This window comes from Burkholderia pyrrocinia, assembly GCF_001028665.1.
GTDB lineage: Bacteria > Pseudomonadota > Gammaproteobacteria > Burkholderiales > Burkholderiaceae > Burkholderia > Burkholderia pyrrocinia.
Map to the genome: position 1 here is coordinate 1,598,497 of NZ_CP011503.1, position 22,402 is coordinate 1,620,898.

Consider the following 22,402-nt stretch of genomic DNA (forward strand, 5'->3'; position numbering starts at 1 on the left):
ACAAGTTTTGGGGCTGGCAACAGCCGGCCCCAGCATGGTTTAGGGGTATAGCTCAACTGGCAGAGCGTCGGTCTCCAAAACCGAAGGTTGGGGGTTCGATTCCCTCTGCCCCTGCCAAAAAATAGCCACGTGTTCTACGTGGCATTTGTTTTAAGGTGTTATGGCGAATCCATCCGTCGAAACTGTAAATACCTCCGGCGATAAGCTGATGCTGGCCCTGGGCGTATTGCTGGTGTTGGCCGGATTCGTGGGCTTCTTCTGGCTGGCCAATCAGCAGTGGTATGTCCGCGGTGCCGCGTTGGCGGTAGGTATCATCGCCGGCGTGGCCGTCGGGCTGATGTCCGCACCTGGCAAGAGCCTCATCGCCTTTGCCAAGGATTCGTACAAGGAAGTCCGGAAGGTCGTTTGGCCCACCCGCAAGGAAGCAACGCAAACAACACTCGTCGTGTTCGGTTTCGTGCTCGTGATGGCGATTTTCCTCTGGTTGAGTGACAAATCGATCGAGTGGGTAATTTTCTCGGCGATTCTGGGTTGGAAATGATATGAGCGATACTCCGGCATCCCCGAGCGGAAAACGTTGGTACGTCGTGCACGCCTACTCCGGTATGGAGAAGAGCGTGCAACGTGCGCTTCAGGAGCGCATTGAACGTGCTGGCATGCAGGACAAATTCGGTCAGATCCTGGTTCCGACCGAAGAAGTGGTCGAAGTCAAAGGCGGCCACAAGGCTGTGACCGAGCGTCGTTTCTTCCCCGGCTACGTGCTGGTGGAAATGGAAATGACGGACGAAACGTGGCACCTCGTGAAGAACACCGCGAAGGTCACCGGTTTCGTCGGCGGTGCGCGTAACCGCCCGACCCCGATTTCCCCGAAGGAAGTCGAGAAGATCATGTCGCAGATGCAGGAAGGCGTCGAAAAGCCGCGCCCGAAGACCCTGTTCGAAGTTGGCGAGATGGTTCGTGTCAAGGAAGGCCCGTTCACGGACTTCAACGGCACCGTCGAAGAAGTCAACTACGAAAAATCGCGCGTGCGTGTGTCGGTCACCATCTTTGGCCGATCAACCCCGGTCGAACTCGAGTTCGGCCAGGTCGAAAAAGTTTGATCCCGATTCGGTGGGCAGCCTCGGCTGCCCACCTTCGCGCTTACGGCCCGCGTCATGGCCGTTGAGGAGCGTCAGTAGCCAGCGGCGAACGCGCGTTATCACTCACCGAACGCCGCCTGGCGTTCCAACGAGGTTTACAAATGGCAAAGAAGATTGTCGGCTTTATCAAGCTGCAGATCCCTGCAGGTAAAGCCAACCCGTCGCCGCCGGTCGGTCCGGCACTGGGCCAGCGCGGCCTGAACATCATGGAGTTCTGCAAGGCGTTCAACGCGCAGACTCAAGGCATGGAACCGGGTCTGCCGGTGCCGGTGGTCATCACGGCATTCGCTGACAAGAGCTTCACGTTCGTGATGAAGACGCCGCCGGCGACCGTCCTGATCAAGAAGGCGGCGAAGGTGGACAAGGGCTCGAGCAAGCCGCATACCGACAAGGTCGGTTCGATCACGCGCGCTCAAGCTGAAGAAATCGCGAAGACCAAGATGCCGGACCTTACGGCAGCTGATCTGGACGCAGCCGTTCGCACCATCGCTGGTAGCGCACGCTCGATGGGCATCACTGTGGAGGGCGTGTAAATGGCTAAGATCTCCAAGCGCCGTCAGGCATTTGCCGCCAAGGTTGATCGTCAGAAGCTGTACGCGATCGAAGACGCACTGAGCCTCGTGAAGGAATGCGCGAGCGCGAAGTTCGACGAATCGATCGACGTCGCAGTCCAGCTCGGCATCGATGCAAAGAAGTCGGACCAGGTCGTTCGTGGTTCGGTCGTTCTGCCGGCCGGTACGGGCAAGTCGGTTCGCGTTGCAGTGTTCGCGCAAGGTGAAAAGGCCGAGCAGGCTCGTGCAGCAGGCGCGGAAATCGTCGGTATGGAAGACCTGGCTGAGCAGATCAAGGCTGGCCAGATGGACTTCGACATCGTGATCGCTTCGCCGGACACGATGCGTATCGTCGGTACGCTCGGTCAGATCCTCGGCCCGCGCGGCTTGATGCCGAACCCGAAGGTCGGTACGGTCACGCCGGACGTCGCAACCGCCGTCAAGAACGCGAAGGCTGGTCAGGTGCAATTCCGTGTCGACAAGGCCGGTATCATCCACGCGACCATCGGCCGTGCATCGTTCGAGCCGACCGCGCTGCGTTCGAACCTGTCGGCGCTGATCGAAGCGCTGCAGAAGGCAAAGCCGGCAACGAGCAAGGGCGTGTACCTGCGCAAGATCGCACTGTCGAGCACGATGGGCGTCGGCGTGCGTGTCGACCAGGCTACGCTGGCAGCACAGTAAGCAAGTATTCGGGCCGCATCGTTCGCGAAGCGGCCTTCATGGGCTTTGGGCGGTTGTTCGTGCAGCAAGGCGGGCAACCGGTTATCAAAGACCGTTGGTGGGGCGCAGCAGTCAGGCGATCCCTTAATTCAAGCCAACGCAGATGGCGAACCCGAAAAAGTTTTGCAGTGGTGAAGCCGCAGGCCGTGAAGCGATTCGCGGTGTGAGGTGGAAATACTCCTAACGAGGTCGGACGCCGTTGTTGAACGAGGTACGTGAGGTTTCGTGCCGAACGTATCGTTTCTGGAGGCTAACCGTGCCGCTTAATAGAGAAGACAAGCAAGCCGTCGTAGCTGAGGTTTCCGCGCAAGTCGCGAAGGCCCAGACCGTTGTGCTGGCTGAGTATCGTGGAATTGCGGTTGGCGATCTGACCAAGCTGCGCGCGCAAGCGCGTGAGCAACAGGTTTACCTGCGCGTGTTGAAGAACACGCTGGCGCGTCGCGCTGTTGAAGGTACGCCGTTTGCTCCGCTGGCAGAGCAGATGACTGGCCCGTTGATCTACGGCATCTCGGAAGATGCAATTGCTGCTGCTAAGGTCGTCAACGACTTCAGCAAGAGCAATGACAAGTTGGTCATCAAGGCTGGTTCGTTCGATGGCAAGGTGATGGACAAGGCCGGCGTGCAAGCGCTGGCAAGCATCCCGAGCCGCGAAGAACTGCTCTCGAAGCTGCTGTTCGTTATGCAATCGCCTGTTTCGGGCTTCGCGCGCGCTCTGGCCGCGCTGGCCGAGAAGAAGCAAGCAGAAGCTGCGTAATCGAACGTGCATCAGCGTCATTGATCGCTGGCTGTATCCGAATTCAATTTAGGAGTATTTCAAATGGCAATCGCAAAAGAAGACATCCTGGCAGCAGTCGAAGGGATGACCGTTCTGGAACTGAACGAACTGGTCAAGGCGTTCGAAGAGAAGTTTGGCGTGTCGGCAGCTGCAGTGGCAGTCGCTGGCCCGGCAGGCGGCGGCGCTGCTGCTGCTGCCGAAGAACAGACCGAATTCACGGTCGTTCTGGCTGAAGCAGGCGCGAACAAGGTTTCGGTCATCAAGGCCGTTCGCGAACTGACGGGCCTGGGCCTGAAGGAAGCGAAGGACCTGGTTGACGGCGCACCGAAGGCTGTCAAGGAAGGCGTCGCCAAGGCTGCTGCTGAAGAAGCCAAGAAGAAGCTGGAAGACGCAGGCGCGAAGGCCGAAATCAAGTAAGTTTCGGCGCGCTGTGCGAAGGCTGGCGGTATTTTCACCGCCGGCCTTTTTGTGCTTTGTGGGGACGTTATTCTGGCACTCATTCGGGAGCCCGAATAATTGGCCCCAGAAGCCAAAGAAAACCGCCTAATCGTTGTCATTGGTCACGATTGGCGTTTCTCTTTGTCTTCTGAAGCGACTGCAGAAGGCAAGTTTGGTCGGGTAGCGGGCAACACAGGCATCCGCTGCCGTCAGCCAGCGGTTGGTAGCGGCCAACCACCAAGCTTCTCGGCTCGTTCAAGCCGTTGGACGGCCATCGGGTCTCAGTCGGTGAACACTCGGGTTTGAAACGTCCAGGTATTCCGCCTCGATAGCACCCGCCGTGATTCGGAGATCGTATGCAATATTCCTTCACCGAGAAGAAGCGCATTCGCAAGAGTTTCGCGAAGCGCCCCATCGTTCACCAAGTTCCTTTCTTGCTGGCTACCCAGCTTGAATCATTCAGCACGTTTCTGCAAGCCGATGTGCTCGCGACGCAACGCAAGCCTGAAGGTTTGCAGGCTGCGTTCACATCGGTATTTCCCATTGTTTCGCACAACGGCTTCGCGCGCCTCGAGTTCGTGAGCTATGCGCTGTCCGCGCCGGCATTCAACATCAAGGAATGCCAGCAGCGCGGCCTGACGTACTGCTCCGCGCTGCGCGCGAAGGTCCGCCTCGTCATCCTCGACAAGGAATCGCCGAACAAGCCGGTCGTCAAGGAAGTGAAGGAGCAGGAAGTGTACATGGGCGAAATTCCGCTCATGACGCCGACGGGCTCGTTCGTCATCAACGGCACCGAGCGTGTCATCGTCTCGCAGCTGCACCGTTCGCCGGGCGTGTTCTTCGAACACGACAAGGGCAAGACGCACAGCTCGGGCAAGCTGCTGTTCTCGGCACGGATCATTCCGTACCGCGGCTCGTGGCTCGACTTCGAATTCGATCCGAAGGACATCCTGTACTTCCGCGTCGACCGTCGCCGCAAGATGCCGGTCACGATCCTGCTGAAGGCCATCGGCCTGACGCCGGAACAGATCCTCGCGAACTTCTTCGTGTTCGACAACTTCACGCTGATGGACGAAGGCGCGCAACTCGAGTTCGTGCCCGAGCGCCTGCGTGGCGAAGTCGCGCGTTTCGACATCACGGATCGTGATGGCAAGGTCATCGTCCAGAAGGACAAGCGGATCAACGCGAAGCACATTCGCGACCTCGAAGCCGCGAAGACCAAGTTCATCTCGGTGCCGGAAGACTATCTGCTCGGCCGCGTGCTGGCGAAGAACGTCGTCGACGGCGACACCGGCGAAGTGATCGCGAGCGCGAACGACGAAGTCACGGAAAGCGTGCTCGAGAAGCTGCGCGAAGCGGGCATCAAGGACATCCAGACGCTCTACACGAACGATCTGGACCAGGGCCCGTACATCTCGTCGACGCTGCGTGTCGACGAAACGACCGACAAGACGGCCGCGCGCATCGCGATCTACCGCATGATGCGTCCGGGCGAGCCGCCGACCGAAGAAGCGGTCGAGGCACTGTTCAACCGCCTGTTCTACAGCGAAGAAGCGTACGACCTGTCGAAGGTCGGCCGCATGAAGTTCAACCGCCGCGTCAGCCGTGACGAGATCACCGGCCCGATGACGCTGCAGGACGACGACATCCTCGCGACGATCAAGATCCTCGTCGAGCTGCGCAACGGCAAGGGCGAAGTGGACGACATCGACCACCTCGGCAACCGTCGCGTGCGTTGCGTCGGCGAACTGGCGGAGAACCAGTTCCGCGCCGGTCTCGTGCGTGTCGAGCGCGCGGTCAAGGAACGCCTCGGCCAGGCCGAAAGCGAAAACCTGATGCCGCACGACCTGATCAACTCGAAGCCGATTTCGTCGGCGATCCGCGAGTTCTTCGGTTCGTCGCAGCTGTCGCAGTTCATGGACCAGACCAACCCGCTGTCGGAAATCACGCACAAGCGCCGTGTTTCCGCACTGGGCCCGGGCGGTCTGACGCGCGAGCGCGCAGGCTTCGAAGTCCGCGACGTGCACCCGACCCACTATGGCCGCGTGTGCCCGATCGAAACGCCGGAAGGTCCGAACATCGGCCTGATCAATTCGCTCGCACTGTACGCGCACCTGAACGAGTACGGCTTCCTCGAGACGCCGTACCGCAAGGTCGTGGACAGCAAGGTGACCGACCAGATCGACTACCTGTCGGCGATCGAAGAAGGCCGCTACATGATCGCGCAGGCGAACGCCGCGATCGACGAGAACGGTACGCTGATCGACGAACTCGTGTCGTCGCGTGAAGCCGGCGAAACGATGATGGTCACCCCGGACCGTATCCAGTACATGGACGTCGCGCCGTCGCAGATCGTGTCGGTTGCAGCCTCGCTGATCCCGTTCCTCGAGCACGACGATGCGAACCGTGCGCTGATGGGCTCGAACATGCAGCGTCAGGCCGTGCCGTGTCTGCGTCCGGAAAAGCCGGTCGTCGGTACGGGCATCGAGCGCACCTGCGCGGTCGACTCGGGTACGACGGTTCAGGCGTTCCGCGGTGGCGTCGTCGACTATGTCGACGCAGGCCGTATCGTGATTCGCGTGAACGACGACGAAGCGGTCGCAGGTGAAGTCGGTGTCGACATCTACAACCTGATCAAGTACACGCGTTCGAACCAGAACACGAACATCAACCAGCGTCCGATCGTGAAGATGGGCGACAAGGTCTCGCGCGGCGACGTGCTGGCCGACGGCGCCTCGACCGACCTGGGCGAGCTCGCGCTCGGCCAGAACATGCTGATCGCGTTCATGCCGTGGAACGGCTACAACTTCGAGGATTCGATCCTGATCTCGGAGAAGGTCGTGGCCGACGATCGCTACACGTCGATCCACATCGAAGAGCTGAACGTCGTTGCACGCGACACGAAGCTCGGGCCGGAAGAAATCACGCGCGACATCTCGAACCTGGCGGAAGTCCAGCTCGGCCGTCTCGACGAATCGGGCATCGTGTACATCGGTGCGGAAGTCGAAGCGGGCGACGTGCTGGTCGGCAAGGTCACGCCGAAGGGCGAGACCCAGCTGACGCCGGAAGAGAAGCTGCTGCGCGCGATCTTCGGCGAGAAGGCCTCGGACGTGAAGGACACGTCGCTGCGCGTGCCGTCGGGCATGAGCGGTACCGTGATCGACGTCCAGGTGTTCACGCGTGAAGGCATCCAGCGCGACAAGCGTGCGCAACAGATCATCGACGACGAACTGAAGCGCTACCGTCTCGACCTGAACGACCAGCTGCGCATCGTGGAAGGCGACGCGTTCCAGCGTCTCGCGCGCATGCTCGTGGGCAAGGTCGCGAACGGCGGTCCGAAGAAGCTCGCGAAGGGCACGAAGATCGACCAGGCATACCTGGAAGACCTCGACCATTACCACTGGTTCGACATCCGCCTCGCGGACGACGAAGCAGCGGCGCAGCTCGAAGCGATCAAGAACTCGATCGAAGAAAAGCGTCACCAGTTCGACCTCGCGTTCGAAGAGAAGCGCAAGAAGCTCACGCAAGGCGACGAACTGCCGCCGGGCGTGCTGAAGATGGTCAAGGTGTACCTCGCGGTGAAGCGCCGCCTGCAGCCTGGCGACAAGATGGCAGGCCGCCACGGTAACAAGGGTGTCGTGTCGAAGATCGTCCCGATCGAAGACATGCCGTACATGGCCGACGGCCGTCCGGCAGACGTCGTGCTGAACCCGCTCGGCGTGCCGTCGCGGATGAACGTGGGTCAGGTTCTCGAAGTGCACCTCGGCTGGGCCGCGAAGGGCCTCGGCTGGCGTATCGGCGAAATGCTGCAGCGTCAGGCGAAGATCGAGGAAATGCGCGTGTTCCTGACGAAGATCTACAACGACTCGGGCCGCCAGGAAGATCTGGAAAGCTTCACCGACGACGAGATCCTCGAACTCGCGAAGAACCTGCGCGAAGGCGTGCCGTTCGCAACGCCGGTGTTCGACGGTGCGACCGAGGAAGAAATGGGCAAGATGCTCAACCTCGCGTTCCCGGACGACATCGCTGAACAGCTCGGCATGAACCCGTCGAAGAACCAGGTCCGTCTGTACGACGGCCGCACGGGTGAAATGTTCGAACGTCGCGTGACGCTTGGCTACATGCACTACCTGAAGCTGCACCACTTGGTCGACGACAAGATGCACGCGCGTTCGACGGGCCCGTACTCGCTCGTCACGCAGCAGCCGCTGGGTGGTAAGGCGCAGTTCGGTGGCCAGCGTTTCGGTGAAATGGAAGTGTGGGCACTCGAAGCGTACGGCGCGTCCTACGTGCTGCAGGAAATGCTGACGGTGAAGTCGGATGACGTGACCGGCCGGACCAAGGTGTACGAAAACCTGGTCAAGGGTGATCACGTGATCGATGCAGGCATGCCGGAATCCTTCAACGTGCTCGTGAAGGAAATCCGCTCGCTCGGTATCGATATCGATCTCGACCGCAATTAATCGGACTACGGAGAGAAAGCAATGAAAGCTCTGCTCGATCTATTCAAGCAAGTCCAACAGGAAGAAGTTTTCGACGCGATCAAGATCGGTCTGGCTTCGCCTGACAAGATCCGTTCGTGGTCGTTCGGCGAAGTGAAGAAGCCGGAGACCATCAACTACCGTACGTTCAAGCCGGAACGCGATGGTCTCTTCTGCGCGAAGATCTTCGGGCCGATCAAGGACTACGAGTGCCTGTGCGGCAAGTACAAGCGTCTGAAGCACCGCGGCGTGATCTGCGAGAAGTGCGGCGTCGAAGTGACGCTGGCGAAGGTGCGTCGCGAGCGCATGGGCCACATCGAGCTGGCCTCGCCGGTCGCGCACATCTGGTTCCTGAAGTCGCTGCCGTCGCGTCTGGGCATGGTGCTCGACATGACGCTGCGCGACATCGAACGCGTGCTGTACTTCGAAGCGTACGTGGTGATCGAACCGGGCATGACGCCGCTGAAGGCGCGGCAGATCATGACCGAAGAGGATTACTACAACAAGGTCGAGGAATACGGCGACGAATTCCGTGCCGAGATGGGCGCGGAAGGCGTGCGTGAGCTGCTGCGCGCGATCAACATCGACGAGCAGGTCGAGACGCTGCGCACCGAGCTGAAGAACACCGGCTCGGAAGCGAAGATCAAGAAGTACGCGAAGCGCCTGAAGGTCCTCGAGGCATTCCAGCGCTCGGGCATCAAGCCCGAGTGGATGATCCTCGAAGTGCTGCCGGTGCTGCCGCCGGAACTGCGTCCGCTCGTGCCGCTGGACGGCGGCCGTTTCGCGACGTCGGACCTGAACGACCTGTATCGCCGCGTGATCAACCGTAACAACCGGTTGAAGCGTCTGCTCGAGCTGAAGGCGCCTGAAATCATCGTCCGCAACGAAAAGCGGATGCTGCAGGAAGCCGTCGACTCGCTGCTCGACAACGGTCGTCGCGGCAAGGCGATGACGGGCGCGAACAAGCGTCCGCTGAAGTCGCTCGCCGACATGATCAAGGGCAAGGGCGGTCGTTTCCGTCAGAACCTGCTGGGCAAGCGCGTCGACTACTCGGGCCGTTCGGTCATCGTGGTCGGCCCGACGCTGAAGCTGCACCAGTGCGGTCTGCCGAAGCTGATGGCGCTCGAGCTGTTCAAGCCGTTCATCTTCAACAAGCTGGAAGTGATGGGCGTCGCGACGACCATCAAGGCTGCGAAGAAGGAAGTCGAGAACCAGACGCCTGTGGTGTGGGACATCCTCGAAGAGGTGATCCGCGAGCACCCGGTGATGCTGAACCGTGCGCCGACGCTGCACCGTCTCGGTATCCAGGCGTTCGAGCCCGTGCTGATCGAAGGCAAGGCGATCCAGCTGCACCCGCTCGTCTGCGCGGCGTTCAACGCCGACTTCGACGGTGACCAGATGGCCGTTCACGTGCCGCTGTCGCTCGAAGCGCAGATGGAAGCGCGCACGCTGATGCTGGCGTCGAACAACGTGCTGTTCCCGGCCAACGGCGATCCGTCGATCGTGCCGTCGCAGGATATCGTGCTGGGTCTGTACTACGCGACCCGCGAAGCGATCAACGGCAAGGGCGAAGGCCTGTCGTTCACCGGCGTGTCGGAAGTGATCCGCGCGTACGAGAACAAGGAAGTCGAGCTGGCATCGCGCGTCAACGTGCGGATCACCGAAATGGTCCACAACGAAGACAAGTCGGAAGGCGCACCGGCATTCGTGCCGAAGATCTCGCTGTACGCGACGACCGTCGGTCGCGCGATCCTGTCGGAGATCCTGCCGCACGGCCTGCCGTTCTCGGTGCTGAACAAGCCGCTGAAGAAGAAGGAAATCTCGCGCCTGATCAACACGGCGTTCCGCAAGTGCGGTCTGCGCGCGACGGTGGTGTTCGCCGACCAGCTGATGCAGTCGGGTTTCCGTCTCGCGACGCGCGCCGGCATTTCGATCTGCGTGGACGACATGCTCGTGCCGCCGCAGAAGGAAACGATCGTCGGCGACGCCGCGAAGAAGGTGAAGGAATACGACCGCCAGTACATGTCGGGTCTCGTCACCGCGCAGGAACGCTACAACAACGTGGTCGACATCTGGTCGGCAACGTCGGAAGCGGTCGGCAAGGCGATGATGGAGCAGCTGTCGACGGAGCCGGTGACGGACCGCGACGGCAACGAGACGCGCCAGGAGTCGTTCAACTCGATCTACATGATGGCCGACTCGGGCGCCCGGGGTTCGGCGGTGCAGATTCGTCAGCTGGCCGGTATGCGTGGCCTGATGGCGAAGCCGGACGGCTCGATTATCGAGACGCCGATTACCGCGAACTTCCGCGAAGGCCTGAACGTGTTGCAGTACTTCATCTCGACCCACGGTGCACGTAAGGGTCTGGCTGATACGGCACTGAAGACCGCGAACTCGGGTTACCTGACGCGTCGTCTCGTCGACGTCACGCAGGATCTGGTCGTGGTGGAAGACGATTGCGGCACGTCGAACGGCGTCGCGATGAAGGCGCTGGTCGAAGGCGGTGAAGTCGTCGAAGCGCTGCGTGACCGTATCCTCGGCCGCGTCGCGGTCGCGGACGTCGTGAACCCGGAAACGCAGGAAACGCTGTACGAATCGGGCACGCTGCTCGACGAAACGGCGGTCGAGGAAATCGAACGCCTCGGCATCGACGAAGTGCGCGTGCGCACGCCGCTGACCTGCGAAACGCGTTACGGCCTGTGCGCGGCCTGCTACGGCCGTGACCTCGGCCGCGGCTCGCTCGTGAACGTCGGCGAAGCAGTCGGCGTGATCGCGGCACAGTCGATCGGTGAACCGGGCACGCAGCTGACGATGCGTACGTTCCACATCGGTGGTGCGGCATCGCGTGCGGCAGTGGCTTCGTCGGTCGAAGCGAAGAGCAACGGTATCGTGCGCTTCACGGCCACGATGCGCTACGTCACGAACGCGAAGGGCGAGCAGATCGTCATTTCCCGTTCGGGCGAAGCGATGATCACCGACGACTTCGGTCGCGAGCGCGAGCGTCACAAAGTGCCGTACGGCGCGACGCTGCTGCAGCTCGACGGTGCGACCATCAAGGCAGGCACGCAGCTCGCCACGTGGGATCCGCTGACGCGTCCGATCATCACCGAGTACGGTGGTACGGTGAAGTTCGAGAACGTCGAGGAAGGCGTGACGGTCGCGAAGCAGATCGACGATGTGACCGGCCTGTCGACGCTGGTCGTGATCGACGTGAAGCGTCGCGGTTCGCAGGCTTCGAAGAGCGTGCGTCCGCAGGTGAAGCTGCTCGACGCAAACGGCGAAGAAGTGAAGATTCCGGGCACGGAACACGCAGTGCAGATCGGCTTCCAGGTCGGCGCACTGATTACCGTGAAGGATGGCCAGCAGGTGCAGGTCGGTGAAGTGCTCGCACGTATCCCGACCGAAGCGCAGAAGACGCGTGACATTACCGGCGGTCTGCCGCGGGTGGCGGAACTGTTCGAAGCGCGTTCGCCGAAGGATGCCGGCATTCTCGCGGAAGTCACCGGTACGACGTCGTTCGGTAAGGACACGAAGGGCAAGCAGCGTCTCGTCATCACGGATCTCGAGGGCAACCAGCACGAGTTCCTGATCGCGAAGGAAAAGCAGGTGCTGGTCCACGATGCTCAGGTCGTCAACAAGGGCGAAATGATCGTGGACGGTCCGGCCGATCCGCACGACATCCTGCGTCTGCAGGGTATCGAGGCGCTGTCGCGCTACATCGTCGACGAAGTGCAGGACGTGTATCGTCTGCAGGGCGTGAAGATCAACGACAAGCACATCGAGGTGATCGTTCGCCAGATGCTGCGTCGTGTGCAGATCACCGACAACGGCGATACGCGCTTCATCCCGGGCGAGCAGGTCGAACGTTCCGACATGCTGGACGAGAACGATCGCATGATCGCCGAGGACAAGCGTCCGGCTTCGTACGACAACGTGCTGCTCGGTATCACGAAGGCATCGCTGTCGACCGACTCGTTCATCTCCGCGGCATCGTTCCAGGAAACGACCCGCGTGCTGACCGAAGCGGCGATCATGGGCAAGCGCGACGATCTGCGCGGTCTGAAGGAAAACGTGATCGTCGGCCGTCTGATTCCGGCCGGTACGGGTCTCGCGTTCCACAAGGCACGCAAGGCGAAGGAATCGTCGGATCGCGAGCGTTTCGACCAGATCGCAGCGGAAGAAGCGTTCGACTTCGGCACGCCGAGCGCGCCGGCAGCCGAAGAGCCGCAACAGCACCCGGCAGCCGAGTAAGCGCGGGCGGCGCGAGCCGCCTCGCCTCGCTGTCATCGAAACCGCCCGGTTTTGCCGGGCGGTTTTTTTTATCCGTCGTTCACGCGCATGACGCGCCTGCGCATCGCCGGCCCCGGCTGTTTGCGAGCGGCGTGCCACATCGCCGTGCACCGCGATCGCTTGCGGCGCGGCCGCGGCAGGCCCGTCATGCACGCGAACGAACCCTGTCCGATTGGCCAACATTGCACGATTCGCCACGCGTCGCGCGAGCGGGTTGTTAAACTTGCGGTCATCGTCCTGCCGTCCTCGTTCTCATCATTCATGTCCCGCGCCCTCGAAATCCTCGACGAAGTCTTTGGTTATTCCGCATTTCGCGGCCAGCAGGGCGAGATCGTCGACCACGTCGCCGGCGGCGGCGATTGTCTCGTGCTGATGCCGACCGGTGGCGGCAAGTCGCTGTGCTACCAGATCCCGGCGCTGCTGCGCCGCGAGACCGGGCAGGGCGCCGGCATCGTCGTGTCGCCGCTGATCGCGCTGATGCAGGACCAGGTCGCCGCGCTGCGCGAAGTCGGCGTGCGCGCGGCCTACCTGAATTCGACGCTGTCGGGCGCCGAGGCCGCGGCGACCGAGCGCGCGCTGCGCGAAGGCGAGATCGACCTGCTGTACGTCGCGCCCGAACGGCTGATGACGGGGCGTTTCCTCGAGTTGCTCGAACGCGCGAAGATCGGCCTGTTCGCGATCGACGAAGCGCATTGCGTGTCGCAATGGGGGCACGATTTCCGCCCGGAATACATCCAGCTGTCGGTGCTGCACGAGCGATTCCCGTCGGTGCCGCGCATCGCGCTGACCGCCACGGCCGACGCGATCACGCGCGACGAGATCATCCATCGTCTCGCGCTCGACGACGCGCGTGTGTTCATATCGAGCTTCGATCGCCCGAACATCCGCTACCGGATCGTCGAAAAGGACAACGCGCGTTCGCAACTGCTCGACTTCATCCGCGCCGAACACACGAATGCCGACGGCACGACCGACGCAGGCGTCGTCTATTGCCTGTCGCGCCGCAAGGTCGAGGAGACGGCCGAGTGGCTGAAGGCGCAGGGCGTGCGCGCGCTGCCGTATCACGCGGGGATGGAGTTCGAGGTGCGGCAGAAGCACCAGGAAATGTTCCAGCGCGAGGAAGGCATCGTGATGTGCGCGACGATCGCGTTCGGCATGGGCATCGACAAGCCCGACGTGCGCTTCGTCGCGCACCTGGACCTGCCGAAGAGCGTCGAAGGCTATTACCAGGAAACGGGCCGCGCGGGCCGTGACGGGATGCCCGCGAATGCGTGGATGGCGTACGGCCTCGGCGATGTCGTCCAGCAGCGCAAGATGATCGACGAGTCCGACGCGGACGACGCGCACAAGCGCGTGCAGACGTCGAAGCTCGACGCGCTGCTCGGGCTGTGCGAAACGATCTCGTGCCGCCGCGTGCGGCTGCTGAACTACTTCGGCGAGGCGAGCCAGCCGTGCGGCAACTGCGACACATGCCTCGAGCCACCCGATTCGTGGGACGCGACGCGCGAGGCGCAGATGGCGCTGTCGTGCGTGTTCCGCGCGCAGCGTGCGAGCGGCTTCAATTTCGGTTCGAGCCACCTGATCGAGATCCTGCGCGGCGGGCGTACCGAGAAAGTGTTGCAACGCGGCCACGACCAGCTCACGACGTTCGGGATCGGCGCGTCGCTGTCGGAACCCGAGTGGCGCGCGATTTTCCGACAGCTCGTCGCGTACGGCTACCTGGCGGTCGACCATGGCGGCTTCGGCGCGCTCATGCTGACCGAGGCCGCGAAGCCCGTGCTGAAGAACGAGGAGAAGGTCACGCTGCGCCGCTACGTGAAGCCGCAGCGCACGCGCCAGTCGTCGAGCCGCAGCGGCACGCGCGTCGATCCGACGGCCGGCATGGGCACGCGTGAGCGCGCACGGTGGGATGCGCTGCGCGCGTGGCGCGCGGAAACCGCGAAGACGGACGGCGTGCCTGCCTACGTGATCTTCCACGACGCGACGCTCGCGGAAATCGCGCGCAACGCACCGGAGTCGATCGACGACCTGCGCCATATCCCCGGCATGGGCGTGCGCAAGCTCGAGCGTTTCGGCGACGAGATCATCGACGTCGTCGAATCGGCCTGACACAGGTGTTCAGACCCTTCCTGTAAACCACGCGGCCCGCCGGCAAATCACGCAAGCCGTTGACTTAGTTGGCATTTCCGGAATATTATGTTGGGTTCCGGTATTCGGTGGGCCGAGTCGCGTACGAAGGTTCGCGTCCGTTTCGCCGGTTCGGAAGTCAACTGTGCGCCGATTCTCGCTTTGCCCGAAATCGGTGTGCAGATTTTGTTCAATTTCAGGAATAAACAATGCCAACCATCAACCAACTGGTTCGCAAAGGCCGTCAGTCGGAAACGACGAAGAGCAAGAGCCCGGCCCTGCAGGACTGCCCCCAGCGTCGCGGCGTGTGCACCCGTGTGTACACGACGACGCCGAAGAAGCCGAACTCGGCACTCCGTAAGGTCGCCAAGGTTCGTCTGACGAACGGCTTCGAAGTGATTTCGTACATCGGCGGTGAAGGCCACAACCTGCAGGAACACTCGGTTGTGCTGATCCGCGGCGGCCGTGTGAAGGACTTGCCGGGTGTGCGTTACCACATGGTTCGCGGCTCGCTGGATACCCAGGGCGTCAAGGACCGTAAGCAAGCGCGCTCGAAGTACGGCGCGAAGCGTGCAAAGGCTGCCAAGTAAGCAGTTTTTGATCAGGGATCGCCTCTGGGCGGTCAAGGCGGGAGTGCCGGATTGCCGGTGCTGTCGAGTAAGTGGTCACCCGGCCAAGCTGGTTAGTCGTGAAGATGTGATCGGGTTTGTTGGTGGCCGCGGGGCTGGATCCAGTTCCAACTGAACAAGTAAAGGAAGAATCATGCCGCGTCGTCGCGAAGTCCCCAAGCGGGAAGTGTTGCCGGATCCGAAGTTCGGCAACGTTGATGTAGCCAAGTTCATGAACATGCTGATGCTGTCCGGCAAGAAGTCGGTCGCTGAACGCATCGTTTATGGCGCATTCGAACAGATCCAGACCAAGGGTGGCAAGGACCCGCTGGAAGTGTTCACGGTTGCGCTCAACAACGTGAAGCCGGTGGTCGAAGTGAAGAGCCGTCGCGTTGGTGGTGCCAACTATCAAGTTCCGGTCGAAGTGCGCCCGTCGCGTCGTATGGCATTGGCGATGCGCTGGCTGCGTGAGGCTGCGAAGAAGCGCAGCGAGAAGTCGATGGCTCTGCGCCTGGCAGGTGAGCTCTCCGAAGCGGCCGAAGGCCGTGGCGGCGCGATGAAGAAGCGCGACGAAGTTCACCGCATGGCAGAAGCCAACCGCGCGTTCTCGCATTTCCGTTTCTAAGCGCCTGGCTGGGCTGTTAGCGGAAATAAATTCCGGGCGGGTGCGCTTTTCAGGCGCCTCGCCCGTTTGTGTTGAAGCGCGATGCAGCAAGGCTGCGTCGCGTCATCCCAGTAGAGGATCAAAGTGGCTCGCAAGACTCCTATCGAGCGCTACCGCAATATCGGTATTAGCGCTCACATCGACGCCGGCAAGACGACGACGACCGAGCGCATTCTGTTTTACACCGGTGTGAACCACAAGATCGGTGAAGTCCACGACGGCGCAGCCACGATGGACTGGATGGAGCAGGAACAGGAGCGTGGCATCACGATCACGTCCGCTGCTACCACGGCCTTCTGGAAGGGCATGGGCGGCAACTATCCGGAACACCGCATCAACATCATCGACACCCCGGGCCACGTCGACTTCACGATCGAAGTGGAACGTTCGATGCGCGTGCTCGACGGCGCGTGCATGGTGTACTGCGCAGTGGGCGGCGTGCAGCCGCAGTCGGAAACGGTGTGGCGCCAGGCGAACAAGTACAAGGTGCCGCGCCTCGCGTTCGTCAACAAGATGGACCGTACCGGCGCGAACTTCTTCAAGGTCTATGACCAGCTCCGTCTGCGCCTGAAGGCAAACCCGGTTCCGGTCGTGGTGCCGATCGGTGCGGAAGAAGGCTTCAAGGGCGTCGTCGACCTGATCAAGATGAAGGCGATCATTTGGGACGAGGCGTCGCAAGGCACCAAGTTCGACTACGTGGACATCCCGGCGGAACTCGCCGACACGTGCAACGAATGGCGCGAAAAGATGGTCGAGGCGGCTGCAGAGTCGAACGAAGACCTGATGAACAAGTACCTGGAAGCGGGCGAGCTGTCCGAAGCCGAAATCGTGAAGGGTCTGCGTGACCGTACGATCGCGTGCGAAATCCAGCCGATGCTGTGCGGTACCGCGTTCAAGAACAAGGGCGTGCAGCGTATGCTCGACGCCGTGATCGATTTCCTGCCGTCGCCGGTCGATATTCCGCCGGTTACGGGCGAGCTCGAAAACGGCGAGAAGACTGAGCGCCGTGCTGCCGACGACGAGAAGTTCGCAGCACTCGCGTTCAAGATCATGACCGACCCGTTCGTTGGCCAGCTGATCTTCTTCCGCGTCTACTCGGGCGTCGTGAATTCGGGCGACACGCTGCTCAATGCGACCAAGGACAAGAAGGAACGTCTCGGCCGTATTCTGCAGATGCACGCGAACCAGCGCGAAGAAATCAAGGAAGTTCGCGCAGGCGACATCGCAGCTGCGGTCGGCCTGAAGGAAGCGACCACGGGCGACACGCTGTGCGATCCGGCACATCCGATCGTGCTCGAGCGCATGATTTTCCCGGAGCCGGTGATTTCGCAGGCAGTCGAGCCGAAGACGAAGGCTGACCAGGAAAAGATGGGCCTGGCGCTCAACCGTCTCGCTCAGGAAGATCCGTCGTTCCGCGTGCAGACCGATGAAGAATCGGGTCAAACGATCATTTCGGGCATGGGCGAGCTCCACCTCGAAATTCTCGTCGACCGGATGAAGCGTGAATTCGGCGTGGAAGCGACCGTCGGCAAGCCGCAGGTGGCGTACCGCGAAACCATTCGCAAGTCGGCCGCGGACGTCGAAGGCAAGTTCGTCAAGCAGTCGGGCGGCCGTGGTCAGTATGGCCATGCGGTCATTACGCTCGAGCGCAGCGAACTGGGCAAGGGCTACGAGTTCATCGACGCGATCAAGGGCGGCGTGATCCCGCGCGAATACATTCCGTCGGTTGACAAGGGTATCCAGGAAACGCTGAAGAGCGGCGTGCTGGCAGGCTTCCCGGTCGTCGACGTGAAGGTCACGCTGACGTTCGGTTCGTACCACGACGTCGACTCGAACGAAAATGCGTTCCGCATGGCTGGTTCGATGGCGTTCAAGGAAGCGATGCGCCGCGCTGATCCGGTTCTGCTCGAACCGATGATGGCCGTGGAAGTGGAAACGCCGGAAGACTTCATGGGTAACGTGATGGGCGACCTGTCGGGTCGTCGCGGCATTATCCAGGGCATGGACGACATGGTGGGCGGCGGCAAGATCGTGCGCGCCGAAGTGCCGCTGTCGGAAATGTTCGGCTATTCCACGTCGCTGCGTTCGCTGACGCAGGGTCGCGCAACGTACACGATGGAGTTCAAGCACTACGCTGAAGCTCCGAAGAACGTTGCAGAAGCGATCATCAGCGCGAAGTCGAAGTAATTCGCTATCACAATCGATTATTTTTGAAAGAAGAGAATCATGGCAAAAGGTAAATTCGAGCGGACCAAGCCGCACGTGAACGTTGGTACGATTGGTCACGTTGACCACGGCAAGACGACGCTGACGGCAGCGATCACGACGGTTCTGACGAAGAAGTTCGGCGGCGAAGCGAAGGCATACGACCAGATCGACGCGGCACCGGAAGAAAAGGCGCGCGGCATCACGATCAACACGGCACACGTCGAGTACGAAACGGCTAACCGCCACTACGCACACGTCGACTGCCCGGGCCACGCTGACTACGTGAAGAACATGATCACGGGCGCGGCACAGATGGACGGCGCGATCCTGGTTTGCTCGGCAGCAGACGGCCCGATGCCGCAAACGCGTGAGCACATCCTGCTGGCGCGTCAGGTTGGCGTTCCGTACATCATCGTGTTCCTGAACAAGTGCGACATGGTGGACGACGCTGAACTGCTCGAGCTGGTCGAGATGGAAGTTCGCGAACTCCTGTCGAAGTACGACTTCCCGGGCGACGACACGCCGATCGTGAAGGGTTCGGCGAAGCTGGCGCTGGAAGGCGACACGGGCGAGCTGGGCGAAGTGGCGATCATGAACCTGGCCGACGCGCTGGACACGTACATCCCGACGCCGGAGCGTGCAGTTGACGGCGCGTTCCTGATGCCGGTGGAAGACGTGTTCTCGATCTCGGGCCGTGGTACGGTGGTGACGGGTCGTGTCGAGCGCGGCATCGTGAAGGTCGGCGAAGAAATCGAAATCGTCGGTATCAAGCCGACGGTGAAGACGACCTGCACCGGCGTTGAAATGTTCCGCAAGCTGCTGGACCAAGGTCAGGCAGGCGACAACGTTGGTATCCTGCTGCGCGGCACGAAGCGTGAAGACGTGGAGCGTGGCCAGGTTCTGGCGAAGCCGGGTTCGATCACGCCGCACACGCACTTCACGGCTGAAGTGTACGTGCTGAGCAAGGACGAAGGCGGCCGTCACACGCCGTTCTTCAACAACTACCGTCCGCAGTTCTACTTCCGTACGACGGACGTGACGGGCTCGATCGAGCTGCCGAAGGACAAGGAAATGGTGATGCCGGGCGACAACGTGTCGATCACGGTGAAGCTGATCGCTCCGATCGCGATGGAAGAAGGTCTGCGCTTCGCAATCCGCGAAGGTGGCCGTACCGTCGGCGCCGGCGTCGTCGCCAAGATCATCGAGTAATATCGACGATCCGCGGATCCCGACGGGGTCCGCGATTCCGCGGTATGCAGTTGTACCGTCGAAACCGGGTGTCCAGCCTGCGCTGGCACCCGGTTTTGTTTTTCCGGTGCTCCGTTGCATGGGTCGAGAAACCCGCACCACCGCTCCACAATTTCGTGTAGAATCGCGGGCTTAGCAGTGGAAGTACTGTCCGGAACCTGATGTCTCGCTCTCCGCAGGCGTCATGTTTCACGTTCTTTTAGTGTCCGGCGATGCAACATCGCCTCGCTCTTTTCAAGGAATCGTCATGCAGCAACAGAAAATCCGCATTCGCCTGAAGGCTTTCGACTATCGTCTGATCGATCAATCGGCTGCCGAGATCGTCGATACCGCGAAGCGGACTGGCGCAATCGTCCGTGGCCCGGTGCCGCTGCCGACGCGCATTCAGCGTTTTGACATCCTGCGTTCGCCGCACGTCAACAAGACGTCGCGCGATCAGCTCGAAATCCGCACCCACCAGCGCCTGATGGACATCGTCGATCCGACCGACAAGACGGTTGACGCGCTGATGAAGCTCGATCTGCCGGCTGGCGTCGACGTGGAAATCAAGCTGCAGTAAGGCTTCCAGCGCCGACCGGCTTGTCGGGCGGCGCTAAGTCTTTGATTGCTTGCGGAAAACGAAGAATCGGGCTATACTGCTTGGCTTTTCGCGTATTCGCGTAAAAAAGTTGGGCCTTGCGTGCCCGGCATTTTGTAAATCAGCCCCGACCAATCGCAGTCGGGAATGGAGAAAATGATGAGCCTTGGACTCGTAGGTCGCAAGGTTGGCATGACCCGTATCTTCACGGCTGAAGGGGATTCGATTCCCGTCACCGTGCTGGACGTGTCGGACAACCGCGTGACGCAGATCAAGACTGTTGAAACCGACGGCTACACGGCCGTGCAGGTTGCATTCGGCTCCCGCCGCGCATCGCGCGTGACGAAGCCGCTGGCAGGTCATCTCGCCAAAGCCGGTGTCGAAGCCGGTGAAATCCTCAAGGAATTCCGCATTGACGCGGCCAAGGCAGCCGAGCTGTCGAATGGCGCCGTGGTCGGTGCAGATCTTTTCGAAGTGGGCCAGAAGGTCGACGTGCAAGGCGTGTCGATCGGTAAGGGCTACGCCGGTACGATCAAGCGTTACAACTTCTCCTCCGGCCGTGCCACGCACGGTAACTCGCGCTCGCACAACGTGCCGGGCTCGATCGGTATGGCGCAGGATCCGGGTCGCGTGTTCCCGGGTAAACGCATGACGGGTCACATGGGTGATGTGACGGTGACGGTGCAGAACCTCGAAATCGCTCGTATCGATGCAGAGCGCAAGCTGCTGCTCGTCAAGGGTGCGATTCCGGGCGCGAAGGGTGGCAAGGTTTTTGTCACGCCGGCCGTCAAGACCAAGGGGGCGAAATAATGGAACTCAAGCTCCTGAACGAAAATGGTCAGGAAGGTGCAGTGGTCAACGCATCGGACGTCGTGTTCGGTCGTGACTACAACGAAGCGCTGATCCACCAGGTCGTCGTCGCTTACCAGGCGAATGCTCGCCAGGGTAACCGCGCGCAGAAGGACCGCGAGCAGGTCAAGCACACGACCAAGAAGCCGTGGCGCCAGAAGGGTACGGGCCGTGCTCGTGCCGGTATGTCGTCGAGCCCGCTGTGGCGTGGCGGTGGTCGTATCTTCCCGAACTCGCCGGAAGAAAACTTCTCGCACAAGGTCAACAAGAAGATGCATCGCGCAGGTCTCTGCTCGATCTTCTCGCAGCTGGCCCGTGAAGGCCGTCTGTCGGTTGTCGAGGACATCATCCTCGAAGCGCCGAAGACCAAGCTGCTGGCCGAAAAATTCAAGACCATGGGTCTCGACTCCGTGCTGATCATTACCGACACGGTCGACGAAAACCTGTACCTGGCTTCGCGCAACCTGCCGCACGTGGCAATTGTCGAGCCGCGCTACGCTGACCCGCTGTCGCTGATCTACTTCAAGAAAGTCCTGGTCACGAAGGCTGCGGTCGCCCAGATCGAGGAGTTGCTGTCATGAGCGAGATTCGCAAGAACGATCATCGTTTGATGCAGGTCCTGCTCGCACCGGTGATCTCGGAAAAGGCGACGCTGGTTGCCGACAAGAACGAGCAAGTCGTGTTCGAAGTCGCGCCGGATGCCACGAAGCAGGAAGTGAAGGCGGCTGTCGAGCTGCTGTTCAAGGTTGAGGTTGACTCCGTCAACGTGCTGGTTCAGAAGGGCAAGCAGAAGCGCTTTGGCCGTTCGATGGGCCGCCGCAAGGACGTGAAGAAGGCGTACGTTTGCCTGAAGCCCGGCCAGGAAATCAACTTTGAAGCGGAGGCCAAGTAATCATGGCAATCGTTAAAGTTAAGCCGACTTCGCCGGGTCGCCGCGCGATGGTCAAGGTGGTCAACAAGAATCTGCACCAGGGCAAGCCGTTCGCGGCACTGCTCGACTCGCAGAGCTCGACCGCCGGCCGTAACAACAACGGCCGCATCACCACGCGCCATAAGGGCGGTGGTCACAAGCAGCACTATCGTATCGTCGATTTCCGTCGCACGAAGGATGGCATCCCGGCAAAGGTCGAGCGTCTCGAGTACGACCCGAACCGTAGCGCGAACATCGCGCTGGTGCTCTACGCAGACGGCGAGCGTCGCTACATCATCGCCCCGAAGGGCCTGACCGTCGGCCAACAGCTGATGTCGGGTTCGGAAGCGCCGATCCGTGCAGGCAACACGCTGCCGATCCGCAACATTCCGGTCGGTACGACGATCCACTGCATCGAGATGCTGCCGGGCAAGGGCGCGCAAATGGCGCGTTCGGCTGGCACGTCGGCCATGCTGCTGGCACGTGAAGGCGTCTACGCGCAGGTTCGTCTGCGTTCGGGCGAAATCCGTCGCGTGCACATCGAGTGCCGTGCAACGATCGGTGAAGTCGGCAACGAAGAGCATAGCCTGCGCCAGATCGGCAAGGCTGGCGCGAACCGCTGGCGCGGTATCCGCCCGACGGTGCGTGGCGTTGCGATGAACCCGGTTGATCACCCGCACGGTGGTGGTGAGGGCAAGACGGCTGCAGGTCGCGACCCGGTGAGCCCGTGGGGTACGCCGGCTAAGGGTTATCGCACCCGCAGCAACAAGCGCACGACGACGATGATCGTCCAGCGCCGTCACAAGCGTTAAGGAGT

The 22,402-nt window shown here is 61.4% G+C and carries 18 protein-coding genes and 1 tRNA gene; all 19 read left to right on the forward strand.

The window, feature by feature from the left end; genetic code table 11:
• Positions 1–41: 41 nt before the first annotated feature.
• Positions 42–117 (forward strand) — tRNA-Trp (locus ABD05_RS07325).
• 43 nt (positions 118–160) lie between these two features.
• Positions 161–541 carry a preprotein translocase subunit SecE gene (gene secE / locus ABD05_RS07330; protein WP_006482892.1) on the forward strand — a complete coding sequence of 127 codons (381 nt, stop codon included), beginning with the start codon at positions 161–163 and terminating at the stop codon, positions 539–541.
• A gap of 1 nt (position 542) precedes the next feature.
• Complete coding sequence (gene nusG, locus ABD05_RS07335; protein WP_006400672.1) at positions 543–1,100, forward strand: transcription termination/antitermination protein NusG; 558 nt, start codon at positions 543–545, stop codon at positions 1,098–1,100.
• A 140-nt stretch (positions 1,101–1,240) separates the two neighbouring features.
• Positions 1,241–1,672, forward strand: coding sequence for a 50S ribosomal protein L11 (rplK, locus tag ABD05_RS07340; protein WP_006753591.1), 432 nt, complete (start codon positions 1,241–1,243; stop codon positions 1,670–1,672).
• Positions 1,673–2,371, forward strand: a complete 699-nt coding sequence (gene rplA, locus ABD05_RS07345) for a 50S ribosomal protein L1 (protein ID WP_006482906.1) — start codon at positions 1,673–1,675, stop codon at positions 2,369–2,371.
• 295 nt (positions 2,372–2,666) lie between these two features.
• Positions 2,667–3,164: a 50S ribosomal protein L10 gene (rplJ, locus tag ABD05_RS07350; protein WP_027788582.1), complete on the forward strand. Its 498-nt coding sequence runs from the start codon at positions 2,667–2,669 to the stop codon at positions 3,162–3,164.
• Between the two features lie 63 nt (positions 3,165–3,227).
• Complete coding sequence (rplL, locus tag ABD05_RS07355; RefSeq protein WP_047899578.1) at positions 3,228–3,602, forward strand: 50S ribosomal protein L7/L12; 375 nt, start codon at positions 3,228–3,230, stop codon at positions 3,600–3,602.
• A gap of 377 nt (positions 3,603–3,979) precedes the next feature.
• The gene (gene rpoB, locus ABD05_RS07360; protein WP_047899579.1) at positions 3,980–8,086 is read left to right on the forward strand and encodes a DNA-directed RNA polymerase subunit beta; all 4,107 of its coding nucleotides are present in this window, start codon (positions 3,980–3,982) and stop codon (positions 8,084–8,086) included.
• Positions 8,087–8,107: 21 nt separating this feature from the next.
• Positions 8,108–12,355 carry a DNA-directed RNA polymerase subunit beta' gene (gene rpoC, locus ABD05_RS07365; RefSeq protein WP_047899580.1) on the forward strand — a complete coding sequence of 1,416 codons (4,248 nt, stop codon included), beginning with the start codon at positions 8,108–8,110 and terminating at the stop codon, positions 12,353–12,355.
• A 300-nt stretch (positions 12,356–12,655) separates the two neighbouring features.
• Positions 12,656–14,503, forward strand: a complete 1,848-nt coding sequence (gene recQ / locus ABD05_RS07370) for a DNA helicase RecQ (RefSeq protein WP_047901116.1) — start codon at positions 12,656–12,658, stop codon at positions 14,501–14,503.
• Positions 14,504–14,730: 227 nt separating this feature from the next.
• Positions 14,731–15,111, forward strand: a complete 381-nt coding sequence (gene rpsL, locus ABD05_RS07375; protein WP_006400662.1) for a 30S ribosomal protein S12 — start codon at positions 14,731–14,733, stop codon at positions 15,109–15,111.
• 172 nt (positions 15,112–15,283) lie between these two features.
• Positions 15,284–15,754: a 30S ribosomal protein S7 gene (rpsG, locus tag ABD05_RS07380; protein WP_006477195.1), complete on the forward strand. Its 471-nt coding sequence runs from the start codon at positions 15,284–15,286 to the stop codon at positions 15,752–15,754.
• A 123-nt stretch (positions 15,755–15,877) separates the two neighbouring features.
• Entirely contained in the window at positions 15,878–17,980 is a 2,103-nt protein-coding gene (gene fusA / locus ABD05_RS07385; RefSeq protein WP_047899581.1) for an elongation factor G, read from the forward strand.
• Positions 17,981–18,019: 39 nt separating this feature from the next.
• A complete protein-coding gene (gene tuf, locus ABD05_RS07390; RefSeq protein WP_017333531.1) occupies positions 18,020–19,210 on the forward strand; it encodes an elongation factor Tu in 1,191 nt (396 codons plus the stop codon).
• A 286-nt stretch (positions 19,211–19,496) separates the two neighbouring features.
• Entirely contained in the window at positions 19,497–19,808 is a 312-nt protein-coding gene (gene rpsJ, locus ABD05_RS07395) for a 30S ribosomal protein S10 (RefSeq protein ID WP_004199280.1), read from the forward strand.
• 177 nt (positions 19,809–19,985) lie between these two features.
• On the forward strand, positions 19,986–20,636 hold the full coding sequence (gene rplC, locus ABD05_RS07400; protein ID WP_006482922.1) for a 50S ribosomal protein L3: 651 nt from the start codon (positions 19,986–19,988) through the stop codon (positions 20,634–20,636).
• Complete coding sequence (rplD, locus tag ABD05_RS07405) at positions 20,636–21,256, forward strand: 50S ribosomal protein L4 (protein ID WP_011350675.1); 621 nt, start codon at positions 20,636–20,638, stop codon at positions 21,254–21,256. The genes rplC and rplD overlap by 1 nt, the downstream gene beginning before the upstream one ends.
• Positions 21,253–21,567 carry a 50S ribosomal protein L23 gene (rplW, locus tag ABD05_RS07410; protein WP_004199275.1) on the forward strand — a complete coding sequence of 105 codons (315 nt, stop codon included), beginning with the start codon at positions 21,253–21,255 and terminating at the stop codon, positions 21,565–21,567. Before rplD ends, rplW begins: the two co-directional genes overlap by 4 nt.
• 2 nt (positions 21,568–21,569) lie before the next feature.
• Positions 21,570–22,397, forward strand: a complete 828-nt coding sequence (gene rplB / locus ABD05_RS07415; protein ID WP_006482900.1) for a 50S ribosomal protein L2 — start codon at positions 21,570–21,572, stop codon at positions 22,395–22,397.
• Positions 22,398–22,402: the final 5 nt, after the last annotated feature.

Bases quoted from the DNA above. Each gene is read 5' to 3' on its own strand.
- rplA (WP_006482906.1), top strand. From the start codon at position 1,673: ATGGCTAAGATCTCCAAGCGCCGTCAGGCATTTGCCGCCAAGGTTGAT.
- rpoC (WP_047899580.1), top strand. From the start codon at position 8,108: ATGAAAGCTCTGCTCGATCTATTCAAGCAAGTCCAACAGGAAGAAGTT.
- nusG (WP_006400672.1), top strand. From the start codon at position 543: ATGAGCGATACTCCGGCATCCCCGAGCGGAAAACGTTGGTACGTCGTG.
- secE (WP_006482892.1), top strand. From the start codon at position 161: ATGGCGAATCCATCCGTCGAAACTGTAAATACCTCCGGCGATAAGCTG.
- rplL (WP_047899578.1), top strand. From the start codon at position 3,228: ATGGCAATCGCAAAAGAAGACATCCTGGCAGCAGTCGAAGGGATGACC.
- rplK (WP_006753591.1), top strand. From the start codon at position 1,241: ATGGCAAAGAAGATTGTCGGCTTTATCAAGCTGCAGATCCCTGCAGGT.
- rplW (WP_004199275.1), top strand. From the start codon at position 21,253: ATGAGCGAGATTCGCAAGAACGATCATCGTTTGATGCAGGTCCTGCTC.
- rpsL (WP_006400662.1), top strand. From the start codon at position 14,731: ATGCCAACCATCAACCAACTGGTTCGCAAAGGCCGTCAGTCGGAAACG.
- rplC (WP_006482922.1), top strand. From the start codon at position 19,986: ATGAGCCTTGGACTCGTAGGTCGCAAGGTTGGCATGACCCGTATCTTC.
- tuf (WP_017333531.1), top strand. From the start codon at position 18,020: ATGGCAAAAGGTAAATTCGAGCGGACCAAGCCGCACGTGAACGTTGGT.
- rplD (WP_011350675.1), top strand. From the start codon at position 20,636: ATGGAACTCAAGCTCCTGAACGAAAATGGTCAGGAAGGTGCAGTGGTC.
- rpsG (WP_006477195.1), top strand. From the start codon at position 15,284: ATGCCGCGTCGTCGCGAAGTCCCCAAGCGGGAAGTGTTGCCGGATCCG.
- recQ (WP_047901116.1), top strand. From the start codon at position 12,656: ATGTCCCGCGCCCTCGAAATCCTCGACGAAGTCTTTGGTTATTCCGCA.
- rpsJ (WP_004199280.1), top strand. From the start codon at position 19,497: ATGCAGCAACAGAAAATCCGCATTCGCCTGAAGGCTTTCGACTATCGT.
- rplB (WP_006482900.1), top strand. From the start codon at position 21,570: ATGGCAATCGTTAAAGTTAAGCCGACTTCGCCGGGTCGCCGCGCGATG.
- rpoB (WP_047899579.1), top strand. From the start codon at position 3,980: ATGCAATATTCCTTCACCGAGAAGAAGCGCATTCGCAAGAGTTTCGCG.